Source organism: Arthrobacter sp. SLBN-112 (assembly GCF_030944625.1).
Classification (GTDB): Bacteria; Actinomycetota; Actinomycetes; order Actinomycetales; family Micrococcaceae; genus Arthrobacter.
Map to the genome: position 1 here is coordinate 691,051 of NZ_JAUSXY010000001.1, position 19,132 is coordinate 710,182.

At 61.0% G+C, this 19,132-nt stretch carries 17 protein-coding genes; 10 read left to right on the forward strand and 7 right to left on the reverse strand.

Going from position 1 to position 19,132, the window contains the following annotated elements:
* The first annotated feature begins 87 nt into the window (after positions 1-87).
* From QF050_RS03285 to QF050_RS03325, 9 genes are all read left to right on the forward strand, one after another.
* On the forward strand, positions 88-972 hold the full coding sequence (locus tag QF050_RS03285; protein ID WP_308929142.1) for an alpha/beta hydrolase: 885 nt from the start codon (positions 88-90) through the stop codon (positions 970-972).
* Between the two features lie 36 nt (positions 973-1,008).
* Positions 1,009-1,503 carry a hypothetical protein gene (locus QF050_RS03290; protein WP_308929143.1) on the forward strand — a complete coding sequence of 165 codons (495 nt, stop codon included), beginning with the start codon at positions 1,009-1,011 and terminating at the stop codon, positions 1,501-1,503.
* Positions 1,445-2,164, forward strand: a complete 720-nt coding sequence (locus QF050_RS03295; protein ID WP_308929144.1) for a substrate-binding domain-containing protein — start codon at positions 1,445-1,447, stop codon at positions 2,162-2,164. The genes QF050_RS03290 and QF050_RS03295 overlap by 59 nt, the downstream gene beginning before the upstream one ends.
* A 2-nt stretch (positions 2,165-2,166) precedes the next feature.
* Positions 2,167-3,702, forward strand: coding sequence for a sugar ABC transporter ATP-binding protein (locus tag QF050_RS03300; protein ID WP_308929145.1), 1,536 nt, complete (start codon positions 2,167-2,169; stop codon positions 3,700-3,702).
* On the forward strand, positions 3,699-4,787 hold the full coding sequence (locus QF050_RS03305; RefSeq protein WP_308929146.1) for an ABC transporter permease: 1,089 nt from the start codon (positions 3,699-3,701) through the stop codon (positions 4,785-4,787). Before QF050_RS03300 ends, QF050_RS03305 begins: the two co-directional genes overlap by 4 nt.
* A gap of 91 nt (positions 4,788-4,878) precedes the next feature.
* On the forward strand, positions 4,879-5,853 hold the full coding sequence (locus tag QF050_RS03310) for an alpha/beta hydrolase (protein WP_308929147.1): 975 nt from the start codon (positions 4,879-4,881) through the stop codon (positions 5,851-5,853).
* Between the two features lie 201 nt (positions 5,854-6,054).
* Complete coding sequence (locus QF050_RS03315; RefSeq protein ID WP_308929148.1) at positions 6,055-6,849, forward strand: SDR family NAD(P)-dependent oxidoreductase; 795 nt, start codon at positions 6,055-6,057, stop codon at positions 6,847-6,849.
* 98 nt (positions 6,850-6,947) lie between these two features.
* The gene (locus tag QF050_RS03320; protein WP_308929149.1) at positions 6,948-7,913 is read left to right on the forward strand and encodes a sugar phosphate isomerase/epimerase; all 966 of its coding nucleotides are present in this window, start codon (positions 6,948-6,950) and stop codon (positions 7,911-7,913) included.
* A gap of 861 nt (positions 7,914-8,774) precedes the next feature.
* The gene (locus QF050_RS03325) at positions 8,775-9,428 is read left to right on the forward strand and encodes a TetR/AcrR family transcriptional regulator (RefSeq protein ID WP_308929150.1); all 654 of its coding nucleotides are present in this window, start codon (positions 8,775-8,777) and stop codon (positions 9,426-9,428) included.
* Between the two features lie 53 nt (positions 9,429-9,481).
* On the opposite strand, the gene QF050_RS03330 is transcribed toward QF050_RS03325, so the two are convergent.
* The 6 genes from QF050_RS03330 to QF050_RS03355 all read right to left on the reverse strand — a co-directional run bounded on the left by QF050_RS03330 (position 9,482) and on the right by QF050_RS03355 (position 17,359).
* A complete protein-coding gene (locus QF050_RS03330; RefSeq protein WP_308929151.1) occupies positions 9,482-10,495 on the reverse strand; it encodes a Gfo/Idh/MocA family oxidoreductase in 1,014 nt (337 codons plus the stop codon).
* 95 nt (positions 10,496-10,590) lie between these two features.
* On the reverse strand, positions 10,591-12,099 hold the full coding sequence (locus QF050_RS03335) for a CoA-acylating methylmalonate-semialdehyde dehydrogenase (protein ID WP_308929152.1): 1,509 nt from the start codon (positions 12,097-12,099) through the stop codon (positions 10,591-10,593).
* Positions 12,100-12,162: 63 nt separating this feature from the next.
* A complete protein-coding gene (gene iolD, locus QF050_RS03340) occupies positions 12,163-14,121 on the reverse strand; it encodes a 3D-(3,5/4)-trihydroxycyclohexane-1,2-dione acylhydrolase (decyclizing) (protein WP_308929153.1) in 1,959 nt (652 codons plus the stop codon).
* Positions 14,122-14,150: 29 nt separating this feature from the next.
* Positions 14,151-15,089 (reverse strand): deoxyribose-phosphate aldolase, encoded by a 939-nt coding sequence (locus QF050_RS03345; RefSeq protein WP_308929154.1) that lies wholly within the window; start codon positions 15,087-15,089, stop codon positions 14,151-14,153.
* Positions 15,086-16,102 carry a 5-dehydro-2-deoxygluconokinase gene (gene iolC / locus QF050_RS03350; protein ID WP_308929155.1) on the reverse strand — a complete coding sequence of 339 codons (1,017 nt, stop codon included), beginning with the start codon at positions 16,100-16,102 and terminating at the stop codon, positions 15,086-15,088. The genes QF050_RS03345 and iolC overlap by 4 nt, the downstream gene beginning before the upstream one ends.
* A gap of 303 nt (positions 16,103-16,405) precedes the next feature.
* The gene (locus QF050_RS03355) at positions 16,406-17,359 is read right to left on the reverse strand and encodes a DUF5996 family protein (RefSeq protein WP_308929156.1); all 954 of its coding nucleotides are present in this window, start codon (positions 17,357-17,359) and stop codon (positions 16,406-16,408) included.
* A gap of 124 nt (positions 17,360-17,483) precedes the next feature.
* Here QF050_RS03355 and QF050_RS03360 point away from each other — a divergent pair, with 124 nt between their 5' ends.
* Entirely contained in the window at positions 17,484-17,831 is a 348-nt protein-coding gene (locus QF050_RS03360) for a UBP-type zinc finger domain-containing protein (protein WP_308929157.1), read from the forward strand.
* Positions 17,832-18,247: 416 nt separating this feature from the next.
* Here QF050_RS03360 and QF050_RS03365 read toward each other — a convergent pair whose 3' ends face one another.
* The gene (locus QF050_RS03365; protein WP_308929158.1) at positions 18,248-19,117 is read right to left on the reverse strand and encodes an AraC family transcriptional regulator; all 870 of its coding nucleotides are present in this window, start codon (positions 19,115-19,117) and stop codon (positions 18,248-18,250) included.
* Positions 19,118-19,132 lie beyond the last annotated feature (15 nt).

Here is a 19,132-nt window from a genome sequence, read left to right on the forward strand (position 1 = left end):
GTCTCCGCGCACCGTGCGCCCCAGAAGTGCTCGCCATCCCCACTGTTGGGATTTTCCGTTTACAGAGAAGTAAGGAGAGGGTTCCCAATGCTCGAGGTCAAAGACTTCGCTGGTGCACCTGTCACTCATGGGCGCGTCAGCCTGAATGGAACACGTATCCACTATGTGGTGGCCGGTCAGGGGGAACCGCTTGTCCTCCTGCACGGCGTGCCGAAGAGCTGGTACTACTGGCACCGCGTCATCCCGATGCTTAGTGAGCACTTCACCGTCATCGCCCCGGACATCCGGGGATTCGGCGACTCCTTCCGACCGCAAAGCGGTTATGACATGGAGACAGTATCCGAAGACATCATCCAGCTTGTCGACCATCTGGGCTTCGATAAGTTCGGTGTAGTCGGCGAAGACTGGGGGGCCTGCTTCGCCTTCGCAGTTGCCGCGAGATATCCCGAGCGGGTAACGAAACTGTCCTTTGGAGAGTCACTCCTCCCCGGGTTTGGCCTCGAAGACTGGTCCCACCTGAGCCCAGAAAACCGCGCTTTGGGCCGTTTCCTGTGGCACGTCAGCTTCTTCCACGTTCCCGACTTCCCGGAGATGTTGATTTCGGGGAAGGAGGCGGCATTCTGGTCCACCTGGATGAAGAACGAAACCTACGATCCGGCAGCCATCACGGATGACTGTGTTGATGAGTGGGCCAGGACGTCGTCGGCGCCCGGCGGTCTTCGAGCAATTTTCTCCGTCTATCGGGCCACGTGGGAGAACATCAAGTTCACGCAATCAGTTCAGGAAAAAGGACTACCCATGCCCATCCTCACGATCGGCGCGGAGTACTTCATCGCAGAGGAGGCTCGTAACCAGATGCAGCACTTCTCCAGCAACGTCGAGTACGTCGGGTTTGACTGCGGCCACAGCCTGGCGCTGGAGCGTCCGGTCGAGCTGGCCGAGACTCTGATCAAGTTCTTTTCGCCCGCCTAAATACCAGCCCTCTGCCCCGTCAAAGGAGACAGGCATATGTCAAGAATCACCAGCACCACTCGAGTTTCAGCATCGGTAGCTGCGGTTACCCTGATGGCCGCCTTGGCGGCATGCAGCCCGCCGCCGCTCCCGACGCAGTCTTCTGGAAACGGCGCCAATGCCGATGCATCGGGTGAAAACTACCTGGTAGCCCCCAGTTCGGCTGTCAAGGTCAAGTCAGAAGAGGGCACGCCCGTGACGTCGCCCGATGGCAAACAATTCACCATGCCCTACTCGAACATCGCACCGCTGCCAGATGGACCGGTTGGTGATCCCGCCAAGACCTACACAGTTTGCTTCTCGCAGGCGGACTCGATTGGTTCTTGGGCGGTAGCCCAGCGTGAAAGTGCAGCCATCGAGGCGGCCCGTCACCCGAATGTCAAGGTTCTCTACTACAACACCAACAATGACCCCTTGAAGCAGGTCCAGGACCTTGATTTCCTGCCTTGCCCAGAAGGTCGATGCTGCTGTGGTTTGGCCTCACTCCGTTAAACCCCTGACGCCTGAAATTGAAAAAATCAAGGACTCCGGAACGCCCATCGTTGGCATGGAACGAACCGTAGCCACGAGGGACTACGATTCGTGGATTTACCTTGATACCGAGGCGTCAGCCAGGAGCCTGGCCGAGCAGGTTGGAAAGTCCATGAATGGAGAAGGTGTTGTTGTAGAAACAGATGGCGCCCTCGGATCATCCCCTCAGATTCTTCGCAACGAAGGGTTCAAAAAGGCCCTCAATGAGCTGTATCCCAACATCAAAATCGAGTACACGGCACCCACTGACTACAGCCGGGGCCAGGGATACAAGGTGGCTCTGGACTACCTCCAGGCCCATCAGGACCAAAAGATCGGGGCCTGGTACTCCCAGTACACGGAAATTGGATACGGCGTCAACCAAGCCCTAAAGGATTACAACCGCGCCGACTCAGTCCCGCAGTTCTCAATAGTTGACGGCAAGACTGCAGTCAAGGCCGTCCAAGACGGCGTCTTCAAGGCGCTCTCCCCCTGGAACCCTGTGCACGGCGACGTCGGTATCCGTGTGGCGCTTTACCACGTCTTGGGCAAGCCCGTAGAGAAGGACTATCTCCTCGAGCAGCCTCCAGTTATCACCAAAGAGAACGCGGCAGAAGTCCTGAAGAGCACCTGGGAAGGATGACCATGGCTCAAGACCCATCACAACCGGGAATCGCACCTCACGCGCAGGAACCTATCCTGTCGTTGCGAGGCATCAGCAAGAGCTACCCCGGGGTGAAGGCCCTGGCTGACGTCAATCTGGACATCCACCCAGGCCGCGGACACGCCCTCGTAGGAGAAAACGGTGCTGGAAAGTCAACGCTGATCAAGGTCATCGCCGGTCTGGTCCGGCCTGACGCGGGCGAGGTCCTCATCGACGGTCAACCCGTTGTGTTGCGTACTCCATCCGACGCCCTTCGCCACGGCATACACCTCGTTCCCCAGGAAATCTCCTTGGCCGAGGACCGGAACATTGCCGAAAACATCTTCCTTGGCAAGCTCCCGCACGCCGGGCCCTTCGTTCAACAGCGTAATTTGCTGACCCGTTCGGAGGCGCTGCTTGCGCGGCTTGGTTTGGAACACATCGACCCGCGATCGCTGCTGCGTGACTTGAGGCCTGCTGTGAAACAGATGGTCATGATCGCACGGGGCATTTCCACGGGCGGTCGGATGTTTATCCTTGATGAACCTACGGCAACCCTGACTGAGCCCGAAGTTGAACGTCTCATCGCCGTGGTCCAGCAGTTGGAGGCAGAAGGTTCAGCCGTCCTCTATGTCAGCCACCGCCTCCCTGAGCTCCAACACGTGGCGGACAGCATCACGGTCATGCGGGACGGCCGGTCCGTGGCGCGGATGCCTCTCGCCGGCACGACCGAAGACGACCTCGTTCAGGCAATGGTGGGCAGGTCCGTTGAGCGGTTCTTTGACACCCAGCAAGAACGCGTCATCGGAGAAAAGGTCCTTGAAGTTGAGGGACTGTCGAGAAAAGGCAGTTTCCAGGACATCAGCCTGAGCCTGCGTGCAGGGGAAATCGTTGGCCTGGCCGGACTCGTAGGGGCAGGACGAACTGAGGTCGCACGTTCCCTGTTCGGCCTGGATAAGGCCGACAAGGGAACGGTCCGGATTGACGGGAAAGAAGTCAAGATCCGCAGGCCCAAGGATGCGATTAAGGCTGGTCTCGCCCTCGTGCCCGAGGAACGCAAGAGCCAAGCACTCGTACTCAACTTCCCGATTTCCCACAACATCGTGCTTCCGCACCTGAAGAAAATGAGCACGATGTCCTGGCTTTCGCGACGCAGGATCAGGGCACTTTGTGAATCAGTCGCGGAACAGGTGAATATCAAGGCCCCCAGCGTAGCCACCTCCGTGGGATCCCTGAGCGGCGGCAATCAACAGAAAGTGGTCCTTGGCCGCTGGTTCTGCTCTGATCCGCGCGTATACATTCTGGACGAGCCAACCCGCGGCATCGACGTCGGTGCGAAAGCAGAGATCTATCAGAACATTGGGCGGTTTACTGCCAAAGGTGCCGCCGCCTTGGTGATCTCATCCGAGCTCCCAGAACTGTTGGGCATCTGTGACCGCGTACTCGTGATGCGGTCAGGACGTCTCGTAGGCGAGATCTCAACCGCTGAAGCCAGCGAACAAAACATCCTTCAGCTCGCAATTGGAGCAACAAAATGACACAGACCATAACACCCGATACGGCGGGCAAGAACCGCGCCAGTGACTCAAAGCGCGGGAGCCACACCAACGACCGTTTCCGTCGAATCCTCTCGGTAAGTGGAATGCTTCCGGTACTGGTGCTACTCATCCTCGTAGGTTCCATCTTGTCGCCCGCCTTTCTCACCGCGACAAACTTTTCCAATGTATTGCGCCTCGGTGCCGTGATCGGCCTGCTGGCAGTCGGGCAAACGCTGGTGGTGCTATCCGGCAGGGGCGGCATCGATCTCTCGGTTGCACAGGTCGCGTCAGCGTCTGCCGTTGTCGGCTCGTTGTACCAGGCGTGGGGTCTCCCGGCGGTCCTGATCGCCGCGCTGATCACCGGAGTATTCTTCGGAGTCGTCAATGGAGTTGGTGTCTCCTACTCGAACCTCCAGCCCTTCATCGTCACCTTGGCTACGATGACTATGGCGAAGGGCGTGGCCTTTGAATTAACCAACGCTTCACCGTTGCCGGTAACGGCCCCGGGGCTGTCTTGGTTCTCCACCGGTCTCGTCCTCGGCATCCCCGTGCCCATCGTCATCCTGGCCGTGGTGGTCGTCGTAGGACAACTGGGACTCAGCGGCACCACGTTTGGCCGCAGCCTTTACGCTGTCGGCGGCAATGAAGAGGCGGCCTACGGCGCAGGCATCAACGTCCGCGGTTACCGCATCGGCGTCTACGTCATTAGCAGCGTCCTTTCGGCCCTGGCCGGTGTACTCGGCATGGCGCAACTGAACACTGCAGACCCCAACTTCGCGAGCGGCTATGAGCTAAGCGCGATTGCGGCCGTCGTTGTCGGCGGGACGCTGTTGGCCGGCGGTCGCGGCAACATCTTCGGCACGCTCATCGGCGTCGTGATCATGGCCTTGGTTTCGAACCTGCTCAACCTGCTCAACGTCAACCAGTGGACAAACCTGATGGTAACGGGTCTGATCATCGTAATCGTCGTGTCGCTGAACCGCCCCGCTGACGGAGAGGGACGCCGAGAACGCATTTTGAAATCGCTGCCCCTCTTCGGGCTACTCCTCCTTGGAGCAGTAACTCTCTACGGCGTTCTCAAATAGGTCGACGAACCCACCCCCAAAATTGCTTACAACCAGCGCAGCCGAAGCAACTCCAGATCCGAGGCGGCGCGGGCAGCTAGGAAGGAATATCATGGCATCTCAATCAGACCTCACTTCGGAATACGCTAAAAGGTACGGAGCTCCTACACCCTCTTCACCTGCCCCTAAGGGCAGCCGGGGTTCCCAGATCAATGGTCTTCGGCATGGCCTTGTCCCCGTCGACGAAGGTGTACGGCTGCACTACGTTGTTGCTGGTGAAGGCGAGCCTGTCGTACTCATCCCAGGCTGGCCGCAGAGTTGGTACGCCTGGCGTCACGTCATCCCGCTCCTCGTTGAGCAGGGACGTAAGGTCTACGCTATTGATCCACGAGGATTCGGTGACAGTGACATGCCTTCCGAAGGCTACGACATGGCGACGACCGCGAGGGACGTACACGTCTTCCTGCACCAGCTAGGACTGGTCGGCCCCGAAGGTGTGGATATCGTCTCCCACGACGTCGGCACATGGATCGGATTCACGCACGCCATCGAATATCCGGAGGACGTTAAGCGGCTCGTGGCCTCGGATGCCCATATCCCTGGCATTTCACCCCTTCCTGTGGGCGACTATCCCGCAATGGAGGGAGTTAACAGGCAATGGCATTTCTACTTCAACCGTCTCGACGGACTTCCTGAGGCCCTCATCCACGGTCGTGAACGTGAATTCCTCGGGTGGTTCTTTGGACCGGCAAAACTTGCCCGGACATGGGCAATCGACCACGATGCCTTCGAAGAATACCTGCGTGTATTCAGTAAAACTGGCGCAGCCAGGGCTGGCCTGATGTACTACCGCGAGATCTTCAGCCCGGCCGGCCGCGCTGCCAGCCTGGATCGCAGCAAGAAGCGGCTGCCCATGCCCGTCCTGACTTTGGGAGGAGGCTACGCTGACCGCGACAATCTTTTCAACACCATGCAGCAATTTAGCGACAGCGTCACGAACCACATCTTTGAAGGCATCGGACACCACATTCCGGAAGAAGCCCCTGAAGAATTCGTCGAGCAGATCCTCAAGTTCTGGGCGGCCTGACGAAAGATGCCTGAAGGAGTCACCGGGATCTGTTGCCAGATGCAACTAGCTCGCAACAGATCCCGCACTTCAGAGGGCAACGCCCGGCGTGACTGCGCCCGGAGGCAGCGGTCACAGCCTGCGTGGATAGGACTGAAGGCTCATAAATCCTAGTGCTCCGCGCAAATCTTTCAAACCTCAACAAGTGAAAAGGGAACCGACATGGATTTGAACCTGGATGGCAAAATCGCCGTTGTGACAGGGGCCAGCAGGGGAATCGGCAAGGCGATAGTATCCGCCCTGGCAAACGAAGGTGCCACAGTTGTGGCCAGTGCTCGAAGTTTCCCCTCGGACTACGGGAAAGACCAGGAAAAAGGCCGGATCGTCACCGTGGAAGTTGATCTCCTTCATGAAGGAGCTGCAGAGAAGATCATCCAACGGGCAGCTGAACTGGGAGGTCTTGATATCCTGGTGAACAACGTCGGGGCCGTGACTCCCCGGATGGACGGATTTTTGGCGATACCTGAAAAGGCGTTCGACGAAACGTACTCCGTAAACTTCAAGACCGCGCTGCGGACAATCCGCGCCGCATTGCCGCTACTGCTTGAGCGCGGAGCGGGAAGCGTCATCTCCATCAGTTCTGTCAACGCATTCCTGCCTGACCCCGGTGTTGCTGACTACTCAGTGGCGAAGGCAGCTCTGACCAACCTCTCAAAGGCCCTTTCAAAGGAATTCGGTCCCCGCGGTATTCGGTTCAACACAATCAGCCCCGGTCCGGTCGCAACCGACATGTGGTTCGGGGATGACGGAATCGTCAACACAATCTCTTCCGCTACGGGGCTGGAAGCCGAGGTCGCAAAGAAGAGCGTGGTGGATGCCCAGGGCGGCTTCACCACAGGACGGTTCACTGAGGCCAGCGAAGTGGCCGCACTTGCCGCAATGTTGTCCGGTGCCATCGTCGCCAATGTTAACGGCTCCGACTTCCTGATCGACGGCGGCCTAATCAAGACACTTTAATTTGAGGTCCTCCGCGGCCACCCCGCCTGCTGGATAGGTCAACGATCGCCCCCGGCCTCCAAACCGATCCATCAGTTACACACAAGAATGGACTAAACATGCAGCTCGGGCTCATAACCGATTCAGTCGGCAGCCTCCCGCTTGAGAAGGCACTCGACTTTGCAGCAGAACTAAATCTCGACACAGTTGAGATCGCGACCGGCAACTGGTCCGAGGCGCCCCACGCCAACCTTGCCGACCTCGTTTCCAGCGGCACCGCACGGAAACAACTGTCCGAGGCCGTAGCATCCCGCGGGCTCACGCTGAGCGCGCTGAATGCCAATGGCAATCAACTGCACCCCGTTTCCGGTCTCAAACATGACCAGGTTGTCCGCGACACCATCACTGTTGCGGGTGAACTCGGAGTGCCGACAGTTGTCCTGACCTCCGGACTGCCCGCAGCACGGGGCGACCGTACTCCCAACTGGATCACAACTTCGTGGCCGCCAGAAACCCTACAGGTGCTCGATTACCAGTGGAACGAAGTAGCAATCCCGTACTGGGAAGATCTTGGACGTTACGCTAAAGCCCGTGGGGTACGGCTGGCAGTCGAAATGATAGGCAGCCAGCTTGTGTTCAACGTTGCCACTATGCTTCGTCTGCGAGAGGCTGTGGACAGCGAAGTAGTGGGCTGCAACCTGGATCCCTCACACTTGATGTGGATGGGAGCTGACATCTCGGATGTAATCCATGCTCTTGGATCCTCTATATTTCACGTCCACGCCAAGGACGCGGTCATCAATAGGAAAGTCTCGGGAGTGAACGGCGTCCTTGACACCCTTCCTCCGTCCGACGCAAAAAACCGTGCTTGGAACTACGTGACACTGGGCCTGGGACACCCGGGAGGTGCCGGCTTCTGGGCCGACTTCGTATACCAGTTGCGCTCCGTGGGGTACGACGGTCCTCTCAATATCGAGCATGAAGACATCCTTGTAAGCTCGCGCGAGGGCGTCACCCGGTCCGTTAATACACTAAGTGAGCTCATACTTCGCGACACTCCTGATTGGACCCCCGCGCGTATCTGACCAACCCACCCCCCGTCGTCCGGCAGGCGTTACGGCTGCTGGCGATAACCGTGGTTCTTTCCCAGCATTTGCCGGCAATGACTTAGCGGAGGGACCACACGATCCGCCAGCCACTGAAGCACATGCTTCGGCGGCTGGCGGATCACCTTAAGCGTCTCGTCTGACAAATCCGAACGACGCAAGGGCAGCATGACAGCCTTACTTGTGGCGGCACAGGTGTAGATCCTGACACTTGTTGCCTCATCCTAATTGATGAATCTCGCCCTAAATACTCAGCCCGGAAGATTGTTCAGGAGTGCTTCCTCAATGACTGGGGTACCCAGTCCCCGCCGACGCGCTGACCGTGGCGCCCCGGGCCACGAGACTGGAAAATGCTCTCGTGAGACTCCGTGGCCAACGCCCGCCCGCACTTAGGATCTCCTCATGTCCAAACCGGCCGAACGAAGCATGGACAGGCTGCTACACCCCGACCTCGTCAGCGGGAGTAGCAGCCTCTCAAGCCATCGTTCAGGAGGAACCGGCGACCTGAAGTGAACGACCCGCATAGCCCTGAGTACCCAGGGCTATGCGGGTCGTTTTGCCGGTGTTCCCGGCACCTCGCCCGGGGGCCGATGACAGGACCTGGGCGAAGGGGAAACTGACGCCTGTCTCGCGTGGACTGGTCTCCTCGGATGGAACATAAATACTCTTGGTGTTGTTTGAAGGGGTGGTCGGGTGTCTACAGGCGTGCCGGGAACGGGATGGCGTGGAACGAACGCAGTCGGCTAGTTGCGCCGAGTGTGAAACGATCGGTCTCATTTGAGAGGCGGTGGTTCCCGATACAAGAGGTGCCGCTTGTGATTCCCAGGAAGGGAGAAATTGATGGCTCGGCCTAGGTCCTTTGATGAGTCCGCGGCGCTTGAAGCCGCACTCATCGCCTTCTGGCGTTACGGCTATGAAGGAACGTCTCTCGAACTTCTCGCAAAATTGATGGGCATGAACAAGGCGAGCATTTATCGTGCGTTTAACTCGAAAACGGACCTTTTTAGGCGTGTTGTAGAACTATACAACCAGGATTATCTCGCGTTCCGCCACGCCGCCCTTGAGCAGGCGTCTCCCCGCGAAGTTGCCTCCACGCTTCTCTACCGGATGGTTGAGCTGCATGCCGAAGGCGCAACACCAGCAGGCTGTCTTGTAACCAGTGCCGCGTTGACGGCTGGTCCGGAGTTCGACGACATCAGACAACACCTCGCGAAGGAGCGGGACGCCCTTTGGGGGATGCTAACGGAGAAACTTGAGGAAGCTCAGCGTGTAGGTCCGCTGCTCAGTGGACTGTCTGCAGCGGAAACAGCTGGTCTGATAGCGACAGTTGTTCAGGGCTTGGCCGTCCAGGCCAGTTCTGGCAGGAGCCGCGAAGACATGGCGGGAGTCGTGACTTCATTCCTGTCACTATGGCCTTCGGATAAAGCGGTGGCGGATGATGGAGGTTCCGCGACTGAGCGGCAGAGCCAAGAGGTAGCCACCGTCGGAGCATAACGTTGGTGGAGGTCTCACTGAATGAATGCTCCCCGCCCAGTCCTGCGGATCCACTACGCGTAGAGCGCGGGTTTTTGATTGAGTGCTACTGACTCGTTTTTTCCGCTCTTCTGCGCCTTGATACCCGCTTCACAACAAGCCGCAGTGGCATAGCCGTCCCATGCGGAAGGCCCACCAATTTCCCCTTTTAGGGCAGCATCAACCCATGCCTGTACTTCCACGTCATATGCTGTGCCAAAGCGTTCCTCGAATCCCGGTGTAACGGAGCCGCCCCACCGGCCGGCGTATCGCGTATAAGGTCCTCCGTCCCGACCGATGCTAACAATGCCTTCCTCGAACGAGGCCTGTGTTGCCACTTCGTAGCCATATCTCGCGTTGACGTATATCTCGACGTCAGCCAGGACACCGGATTCCGTCTCAACAAGAACCTGCTGAGGATCATGCTGGCCAGCGGGGGCGTTGCGGGTGGGTTTACCCAAACGCACCTGAATGCTGGTGATTTCCTCTCCCGTAAGGAAACGGATGGCATCGAACTCATGGACTACGGAGTCGTTTATCAGCATCTCGGTGGTGAAGCTCTCTGGGGCGGCAGGGTTTCGGTGCTGATGATGCAGCATGAGCAACTCGCCCAGTTCGTGGTCCCCAATCACTGACCTCAGAGCCATGTATTCAGCGTCGAAGCGACGCATAAAACCAACCTGGATCCGTTTACGTCCTAACTTTGTCTCAGCTTCGACTACTCTCCACGACGATTCAGCATCCGGTGTCAAAGGCTTTTCGCACAGAACCGGAAGGTCCTTATCGAGGGCCTTGACCAGAACCTCCTCATGCAGGAAACCCGGGGTGGCGATTAGGACCGCGTTTACGTTCTCATGGTCTAGAGCTTCCGTGAAACTGCTTAACGCCACCGCCCCTCTAATGCCCTCGATCGCGGTCTGAGCCCGAACCAGGTCGACGTCTACGACTGCAGCTACTTCGGCGCCATGGATCCGGGTGTGCAACCGTTTGATGTGGTCTGCACCCATGCGCCCCGCACCAATAACGGCTACACGGAGGGATTCAGTCATTGTATTTTCCTTAGTTTCGCAGGGTTTACGGGCGGGCGTGTCCGGAGTACGAGAATGAAGACCACGCCCAACCGCATCCCTTCATTCGATCGGGGCTAGTTGGAAGGGAAGTTGTAGGACGCCCCTGATGCGTGGTGGGTTTCGGGCCAGCGGGAAGTGATGACCTTGCCGCGGGTGTAGAAGGAAACACCTTCGGGGCCGTAGATGTGCTTGTCGCCGAAGAGTGACGCCTTCCAACCGCCAAATGAGTAGTAGGCGACCGGAACCGGCAGGGGCACGTTGATACCGATCATGCCGACATCCACGGAGCGCTGGAATTTGCGGGCTGCGGCGCCGGAAGAGGTGAAGATGGCGGTGCCGTTGCCGTAGGGGTTGGCGTTAATGAGCTTGATGCCCTCTTCCAGGGTCTCGACACGGACCACAACGAGGACGGGTCCGAAGATCTCCTCTGTGTAGGCAGCCATTTCGGTCTTGACGTGGTCGATGATGGTGGGGCCGACCCAGAAGCCGTCTTCATGGCCGGGGACCACCAGGTCCCGGCCGTCAACTACTAGCGTGGCTCCAGCAGCCTCTGCTTCAGTAACCGTCTTAAGGATGAAATCCTTGGATGCAGGGGTAATAACCGGGCCCATGTCGGCATCGGGCGCGGTGCCGTCCTTGACCCTAATTTCCAAGGCACGTTCCTTGACCTTGGTCACTAGCAAGTCGGCGGCGTCCCCGACCGCGACGGCGACGGAGATGGCCATGCAACGCTGGCCGGCGGAGCCGAAGGCGGCAGCGGCGAGGTGGTCGGCGGCGTTGTCCAGGTCGGCGTCGGGCAGGATGATGGCGTGGTTCTTCGCCCCGCCCAAGGCCTGTACCCGCTTCCCGTGCGCTGTGGCAACTTCTGTGATGTGCTGGGCCACCGGTGTGGAACCAACAAACGAAATGCCGTCCACGTCAGGGTGCGTCAGCAATCCGGAAATAGTATCGCGATCGCCGTGCAGGACCTGGAAGACGCCGTCAGGCAGGCCGGCTTCCTTGAACAGCTCGGCAAGGAGCATAGCGGCGGACGGGACATTACCGGAGGGCTTGAGGATGAAGGCGTTGCCGGTGGCGATCGCCATGGGGGCCATCCACAGCGGCACCATCACAGGGAAGTTGAACGGGGTAATGCCCGCGACCACGCCGAGGGGCTCACGGAAGGAGAACACGTCGATGCCGGTGGAAACCTGGTCCGAGTAGTCACCCTTGAGCAGCGTGGGGATGCCGCAGGCGTACTCGATGACTTCCAGGCCGCGGCCGATCTCGCCCTTGGCATCGGCGAGAACTTTGCCGTGCTCGGCGGTGATCAGCTGCGCCAGTTCCTCGATATGGGAAGCGACGAGTTCGCGGAACTTGAACAGGACGGCGGTGCGCTTGGCCAGGGAGATGTCACCCCAAGTGTCGGCGGCGGCCCGCGCGATGGCGACGGTGGTGTCCAGGTCGGCCTTGTCTGCAAGGCGCAGCTCTGCCGTGACCTGACCAGTCGCGGGATTGTAGATTGGCTTGGTGCCGGTTCCGGTGCCCGGCGTCTCAACGCCATTGATGTAGTGGTTGATGACGTTTTCAGTCGTCGTTGACATGGTTGGGTTTCCTTTGACTTGGTTGCTTGCGGGGTTGTGCCCGGCACAGCTGGCCGGAGAGTTCTAGCCGAGCAGTTTGCGTTGGCGGTTCTTGTGGTCGACGTAGGTCTGGAAGGCCTGTTTCGTGGATTCCAGTTCGGAGACCTGGGAGACGGGGACGTCCCACCAGGACTCGGAGGACGGTGCGTCCAGGAGCGGGTCGGACTCGACGTGGATCAGGATCGGTCCACTGTTTTCGGGTGCGGCCTTGGCGTCGCGGATGGCCTGCTCGAGTTCGGCGATGACCTTCTCGCCGGGTTCGATCCGGAGGACCTTCACGCCCAGGGACTGGGCGTTCAGGGCAAGGTCCACGGGCAGGGTCTCGCCCTCGTCGAAGCTGTGCTGTTCCTCGTCGAGGGCACGGTACTGCGTGCCGAACCGCTGCGAACCGAGCATCTCGGAGAGGGATCCGATGGAGGCGTAACCGTGGTTCTGGATCAGGACCACGATCAGCTTGATGCGTTCGGCGACGGCGGTGACCAGTTCGGTGTGCATCATCAGGTAGGAACCGTCCCCCACCATCACGACGACGTCCCGCACCTGGGCGGCTTCCCCACCGATGGCGCCTGACGCCGTCGTGCTTGCTGCTTCGGCGATCGCTGCTCGCTTGACGCCCAGGCCGCCGGGGATTTCGTAGCCCATGCAGGAGTAGGCGTATTCGACGTGGTAGCCGAACGGGTCCCGGACGCGCCACATCTTGTGCAGGTCACCTGGCAGCGAACCCGCCGCGCAGATGACCACGTCGCGGGCGTCCATGGCCCGGTTGGTCGCGCCGATGATCTCGTTCTGCGCCGGCAACGGGGTGAACCTCGTGTCGAAGGCTTCGTCCACGGTGGCGTTCCAGCGCTTCTTCTCCGCCTCGATCTTCTGCTCCAGGTCCCCGCCGACCCGGTACCCGCCGAGGGCTGCGTTGAGCTTGACCAGGGCCTTGCGTGCGTCGGCGACGATCGGCAGCGTGGTGCCGTGCTTGTAGGCGTCGATCGGGGCGACGTTGATGTTCACGAACTTCACGTCCGGGTTCTGGAATGCCGTCCGGGACGCGGTGGTGAAGTCCTCGTAGCGGGTGCCGATGCCAATGATCAGGTCCGCCTCGGCGGCAATGGCGTTGGCCGCCGTCGTACCGGTGGAGCCAATGGCGCCGAGGGAGAACTGGTGGTCCCAGGGCAGGACGCCGACGCCGGCCTGCGTGTTGCCTACCGGAATCCCGGTCAGCTCGGCCAGTTTGGCGAGTTCGTCGTTGGCGTAGGCGTAGAGGACGCCGCCGCCGGCGATGATCAGCGGACGCTTTGCAGCGCGGATCGCTGCGGCGGCGCGGGCGATGTCCTCGTCGTCGGCCTCGGGGCGGCGGATCCGCCACTCCCGCTCGGCCAGGAACTCGACCGGGACGTCCAAGGCCTCGGCCTGGACGTCCTGCGGCAGGGAGATGGTCACCGCGCCGGTCTCAGCCGGGTCGGTCAGCACGCGCAGGCCGTGGTGGAACGCGGAGAACAGCTGCTCGGGCCGGTTGACCCGGTCAAAGAACTTGGACAGCGGCCGGAACGCGTCATTGACCGTGATGTCGTAGGCGTAGGGCTGCTCAAGCTGCTGCAGCACCGGATCGGCAGCGCGCGTGGCGAACGTATCCGATGGCAGCAGCAGCACCGGGAGCCGGTTGGTGGTGGCCAGCGCGGCGCCGGTCAGCAGATTGGACGAGCCCGGGCCGATGGAGGTGCTGATCGCGTAGGTCTGGCGGCGGCGGGTGTGCCGGGCGTATCCCACGGCCTGGTGGACCTGGGCCTGTTCGTTCCGGCCCTGGTAATACGGCATGATGGCCGGGTCCAGCTGCTGGTACTGCTTCAGGGCCTGGCCCACACCGGCCACGTTGCCGTGCCCGAAAATACCGAACGTGCCCGGAATGAGCCGCTCGCGGTACTCAACGCCGTTGACCGAGTCAACCGTGTACTGCCGGGAAAGGTATTCGACGACGGCCTGGGCCACCGTCATTCTCCGCGTTCCTGTTGTTGCGCCCATTGCTAGTTCTCCGGGATTTCAGTGGTGTGATGCAGGAGCGAGGCAGCCGCTGCGACGGCGCCCGCGACGTCCCCGTCAGAGGGGTAAAGCAAGGTGCGGCCAACGGTAAGCCCCTGCACGCCCGGCAGTGCCAGCGCGGCACCCCAGGTGGCGAACACCTCGTCCTGGGAACCGTCCGGGTCACCGCCCAACAGGACCGTGGGCATGGTGGTGGCCGCCATGACGCGCTCCATCTCCGCCACCACTGGCAGCTTCATCCACGTGTAGGCGCTGGTGGAACCCAGTCCCTCGGCAATCGCGACGGACTTGATCACCGAGTCCGTCGAGAGGTCATTCTTGACCTTGCCGTTTTCCCATCTGGACAGAAACGGCTCCACCATGGCGATCAGCTTCCGCTCCGCCAAAGAATCGATAGCCTTGGCCGTTGCCTCAAGAGTCACCACAGTGTCCGGATCGCCCAGGCAGATCCGCGTCAGCATCTTCCCCCCGTCCGCGCCGAGGGCTTCCAGTGCTGCCGCGGTGTGGCCCGTGAACCTGTCATCAAGTTCGTTGACCAGCCCGGACAGGCCGCCGCGGTTCATGGAACCGAACACCAGCTTGCCGTCCAGGGCACCCAGCAGCAACAGGTCATCCATGATGTCCGGGGAGGCCAGGACACCGTCGACGGCCGGGTTGGCCAGCGCGACCTGGAGCCGGTCCAGCAGCTGCCGGCGGTCAGCCATCGCCACGGGATCGGAGCCGACGGCCAGGGCGCCGCGGGCCGGGTGGTCGGCGGCAACGATAAAGTTCTGCCGCCCCGCCTTCACGCCTGGGTGGCGGCGCCGGGACTGGGCGGCGCGGGCCACGGCGTCCGGGTCTTCGAGGCGGATGGTGCTCAGGTGCTCGTAACGGCGCGGATCATCATCGACGGCATTGTTTGAGGCGATCGGGGTGAGGGTCACAGTGCTGCTCCTTCAGTAATGGAAGTGCCGGAAACGGTGCCCGGCACAGAACGTCCCCGTTCTGCCAGCAGCGAGATGACCTCGTGCGGGGTCGGCATGGCATCTGAAGCTGACAGGCGCGAGGCCACAATCGCACCGGCGGCGTTGGCATAGTCCAGAACCTGTTTCAGGGGCCAGCCCGAGAGCAGCCCGTGGCAGAAGGCGCCGCCGAAGGAGTCACCGGCACCCAGGCCGTTCAGGGTTTCCACCGGGACCGGGGCGGAAACTACGCGTTCGGTGCGGGTCTTGGCCATGACCCCTTCCGGGCCGAGCTTGACGACGGCGATTTCGACCCCGGCGGCCAGCAGCCGGTCCGCCTGCTCGTCAGGGGTGCCCTCGCCGACCGCAACCGCGCATTCCTTGTCATTGCCGATGGCAACGGTAACGTGCGGCAGGATCTTTGCGACCTCCGCGCGCGCTTCCTCCTCGGAAGCCCAGAACATGGGCCGGTAGTCCAGGTCCAGGATGGTGAACTGGCCAATTCTTAGCCGGTCTCGATTCCTGGCCTCGTGGGCGGCGATGTGCGCCGACCGGGAAGGTTCCTGGCACAGGCCGGTCACCGTGGACCAGAAAATCCCGGCCCCGCGGATGGCGTCCAGGTCCAGCTCTTCGGCCTTAATCTGCAGATCCGGTGCGGTGGGGAAACGGCCATAGAAGTACAGCGGGAACTCGTCCGTCGCGGGTTTGATGGCACAGAACGTCGCTGGCGTCTGCAGGCCCACGACCGGGGTTACAAACGAATCGTCGACATTGAACTTGCCCAGTTCGCGGTGCAGGTAGGTGCCGAAGGGGTCGTCCCCTGTCCGGGTAATCACGCCTGCCCTGCGGCCGTGGCGGGCTGCCGCAACGGCGACGTTGGACGGTGAACCACCAAGGTATTTGCCGAAGGACTCAACATCCTCCAGGCCAACCCCGATGTCGTTGGGGTAGATATCAACGCTGATGCGCCCGATCGTAAGAAGCTCGTGGGGCAAGGCAATCTCGTCCTTTCTGGGTTCAACTACTGCAACGGTGGGCCGTTCCGGTCTCCGAGGCACAAATGTTCGACATTGGGGTCCTATGCGATGGAGATCCCCACCGCGAATCGCTGTCTTCGGACCGCATCCGGTTCAAAACAACCTCTTCATGCACGTGGCAATGGAGCATTCTTCAATCCGCACATGTCCTGACATTAGTACCAAGTCGCTCGTTTGTAAACAGCCGTTCTTATTGGTTGTTCTTACTCAGATCGCAAGTGCTTGGGCAATCATCAGGACACGGCGGGCTGAGCCGCGAGGTCAGCCTCGGCGTTCCAGGGCTGCACGGTCCCAGCTTGCACAAATCGCGGCGGCCTCATAGGTGCTCTGAAGGAACTCAAGGAGTGTGGCCTCGGGATCCTCTGCAGTCCGCACCAGCGCGTAGGGCAGCACGAATTCACTGAGCTCGGTACTGAAATAGGCGCCGGCAGGTCTAATCGGAAAATCTCGGAACCCCTCCGGTTCGGGGTAAATGTACGAGAAAAAAATGCCCTCGGGCCCGCCCCCGGGCCAGTAACCGGCACTGTTCACCTCGTGGGAATACGCTTCAAGCATTACAAGGGGTCCACAGTTCGGCGCACCGCCAGGATGAGGCGGCGCAGGCCTGCCGGAGAAACGACTTACTGCGAGGTCCAAGGACCCCCAGAACAGTTGGACCGGGCTGGCTTTGCCCAGGAATCGCCCGCGGAAGATTGTGAAAACACGCTCGGCCTCGACCAGGATAAGCCAGAAACGACGGACCGGCTCGGGGTCGTAGGATGCATGCGTCGAGTCGTCAGGGAAGGGAACCGCACCGGAAATCTCCACCGGAACAGGCCAAAATTCCGTGGTCAAATTCAGCTCGCTCAGGCAATGGAGCAGGTGGGTGTAGAAGTCCGCGACGGAGAGGGAGACGAGACCGAATGAGCGCGCCGCGCCGGACGTGGTCACAATCTCTAGACGATGGGCCTGAAAGTCCAAATCGATCTGGAACCTTTGACCCCCCGGGTGGGGCATCAGCACGGTGGAAAGCCCACGGGCCGTCACACGGAGACTGCAGTTCCACCAGTGATTAACCAGCGGCGAGTGAGCCAGGCTTACCTTCCCGACCATCTGGGTGAACAACTGCAGGGTGTCGCGCGTGTCCTGCCACTGGGCCGTTGGCAGATAAGGCCACGTCCCTGAGCCATCCGTGTTCATCTCACCCATTCCGAGCAGCCGTGAAATCTCGCGCAAGTTTCCCACCCACGCCGAGGAACTTCAAGACTTCCGCGGCACCTTACGGCAAGAACACGCGTTGCTCTACTATGCAAGGAGCCGCCCGCGCCGGCGGGCGTTCTCGCGCAAAGGAAGCCAGTAGATGAGCTACCCACCAGGAATTAACCCCTCCGCGGTGCCGAGCGGCACGGGGTGCGCCGACTGCGAGAACGAAGGAGGATGGTGGTTCCATCTACGCCGCTGCGCTCAGTGCGGAAACATTGGTTGCTGTGACTCCTCGCCCTCCCAGCACGCAAGTGCGCACGCCGCCGCCACCGGCCATGAATTTGTCAGTTCCTTCGAGCATGGTGAGGACTGGTTTTGGAACTACACTACCGAGCAGTACTACGAAGGTCCGGTTCTGGCCCCTCCCCAACACCATCCGCTCAGCCAGCCCGTTCCGGGACCGGCAGGGCGCTTACCGGATGACTGGGAGCGCTTTTTGCACTGACGATTGCCCGGTCCTAACGATCAGAACTAACGGAACATCGGCAGCACAACAGGACGTAGGAGCACGTAACCGAACCCCATATCGCGGGGCAGGTACGTGCTCCTCTGCTTGCCACCTGTCGCGAAATCATGCTCTCATTGCGACGGGAATATCTCACCGTGGCCCGTAGCGGCCAACTGCCTCCGGCACTTCATGGTCCTGGCCAGCGTCAAACGACAACATCAAGTAAGTGAACTACACCCCAACCTGACGTCAGGCAGCCCTCCGAAAACCGTCGGAATAGGGTCCATGCCGGCATTCCCGGACAATCAGCCACGACGGTCCTGGCTCTCAACCTGACAGATTGCCAAGAAACCAAACCCAAAACATCGTGCTGGAAGCCAACTGGCAACGGAAATCTCCCCCGGCCGCCTGCCCTACCCCTTCCGCTCCGCCCTGTACGCGCTGGGGCTGACCCCGTGCAGCCTGCGGAACTGCCGGGAGAAGTAGAACTGGTCCTGCAGCCCCACGCTGCGGCCCACCTGCGCGATGGTCAGGCCGGTGGTATCGAGCAAATGCCGCGCCCGCGCCATCTTCAGCGCCGTATGGTGCGCCAGCACTCCCCCGCCGGTCGCCTCCCGGAACAGCTTGCTCAAGTGCGACGACGAAACACCCACCAAGGCGGCCAGGTCAGCCAACCGGATGGCACCGTCCACCCGCTCTTCCAGGTAGTTCATCGCCTGCTGCAGCGGGGTCCCCTTTTCCGGAACGCGGCGGTCCACGGCCAACGTGGCCAGCAGCTTCCACGCCATCCCCGCCGTGGCCACCAACCGGGCGGGCGACTGGTCCTTCTCCAGGGCACTGATGATTTCATCCAGCATCGCCGTCAACCGGTCCACCGACACCACCGGAACGATGCACCGGCCCGGCGTGATACCGGCACCTTCAACCAGCTCCGCCGCATCCGTCCCCCGGACGTGGCACCACCAGATCGTCCATGGATCATCCTTGGCGGCACCGTACGCATGCGCCTCGCCTGTGCCGCCAGGAAGGACGACGGCGGAACCCTTGCCGACGTCGGTCCGCGCACCGGCGGTTTCCACCCACCCCCGTCCGTCAACACACAGGATGACGATGGTTTCCTCCGCGCCCTGCGGCCGGTAGCGGCCGTGGTCCTCCGCGGCGGGAAACACGCCGGCGTCGGTGACCACCAGGCTGCGGGTTATGGGACGCCTGAGAGCTTCGAGGACCAGCGGCCGGGGCACCACCACCAGCCGCTGGTTCTGGAAACCATGCGCCCGCTCCATACGGCCCCCTCCGTC

Coding starts and splice junctions, on each gene's coding strand:
- QF050_RS03285 (WP_308929142.1), top strand. CDS start 88: ATGCTCGAGGTCAAAGACTTCGCTGGTGCACCTGTCACTCATGGGCGC.
- QF050_RS03290 (WP_308929143.1), top strand. CDS start 1,009: ATGTCAAGAATCACCAGCACCACTCGAGTTTCAGCATCGGTAGCTGCG.
- QF050_RS03300 (WP_308929145.1), top strand. CDS start 2,167: ATGGCTCAAGACCCATCACAACCGGGAATCGCACCTCACGCGCAGGAA.
- QF050_RS03305 (WP_308929146.1), top strand. CDS start 3,699: ATGACACAGACCATAACACCCGATACGGCGGGCAAGAACCGCGCCAGT.
- QF050_RS03310 (WP_308929147.1), top strand. CDS start 4,879: ATGGCATCTCAATCAGACCTCACTTCGGAATACGCTAAAAGGTACGGA.
- QF050_RS03315 (WP_308929148.1), top strand. CDS start 6,055: ATGGATTTGAACCTGGATGGCAAAATCGCCGTTGTGACAGGGGCCAGC.
- QF050_RS03320 (WP_308929149.1), top strand. CDS start 6,948: ATGCAGCTCGGGCTCATAACCGATTCAGTCGGCAGCCTCCCGCTTGAG.
- QF050_RS03325 (WP_308929150.1), top strand. CDS start 8,775: ATGGCTCGGCCTAGGTCCTTTGATGAGTCCGCGGCGCTTGAAGCCGCA.
- QF050_RS03330 (WP_308929151.1), bottom strand. CDS start 10,495: ATGACTGAATCCCTCCGTGTAGCCGTTATTGGTGCGGGGCGCATGGGT.
- QF050_RS03335 (WP_308929152.1), bottom strand. CDS start 12,099: ATGTCAACGACGACTGAAAACGTCATCAACCACTACATCAATGGCGTT.
- iolD (WP_308929153.1), bottom strand. CDS start 14,121: ATGACGGTGGCCCAGGCCGTCGTCGAATACCTTTCCCGGCAGTACACG.
- QF050_RS03360 (WP_308929157.1), top strand. CDS start 17,484: ATGAGCTACCCACCAGGAATTAACCCCTCCGCGGTGCCGAGCGGCACG.
- QF050_RS03365 (WP_308929158.1), bottom strand. CDS start 19,117: ATGGAGCGGGCGCATGGTTTCCAGAACCAGCGGCTGGTGGTGGTGCCC.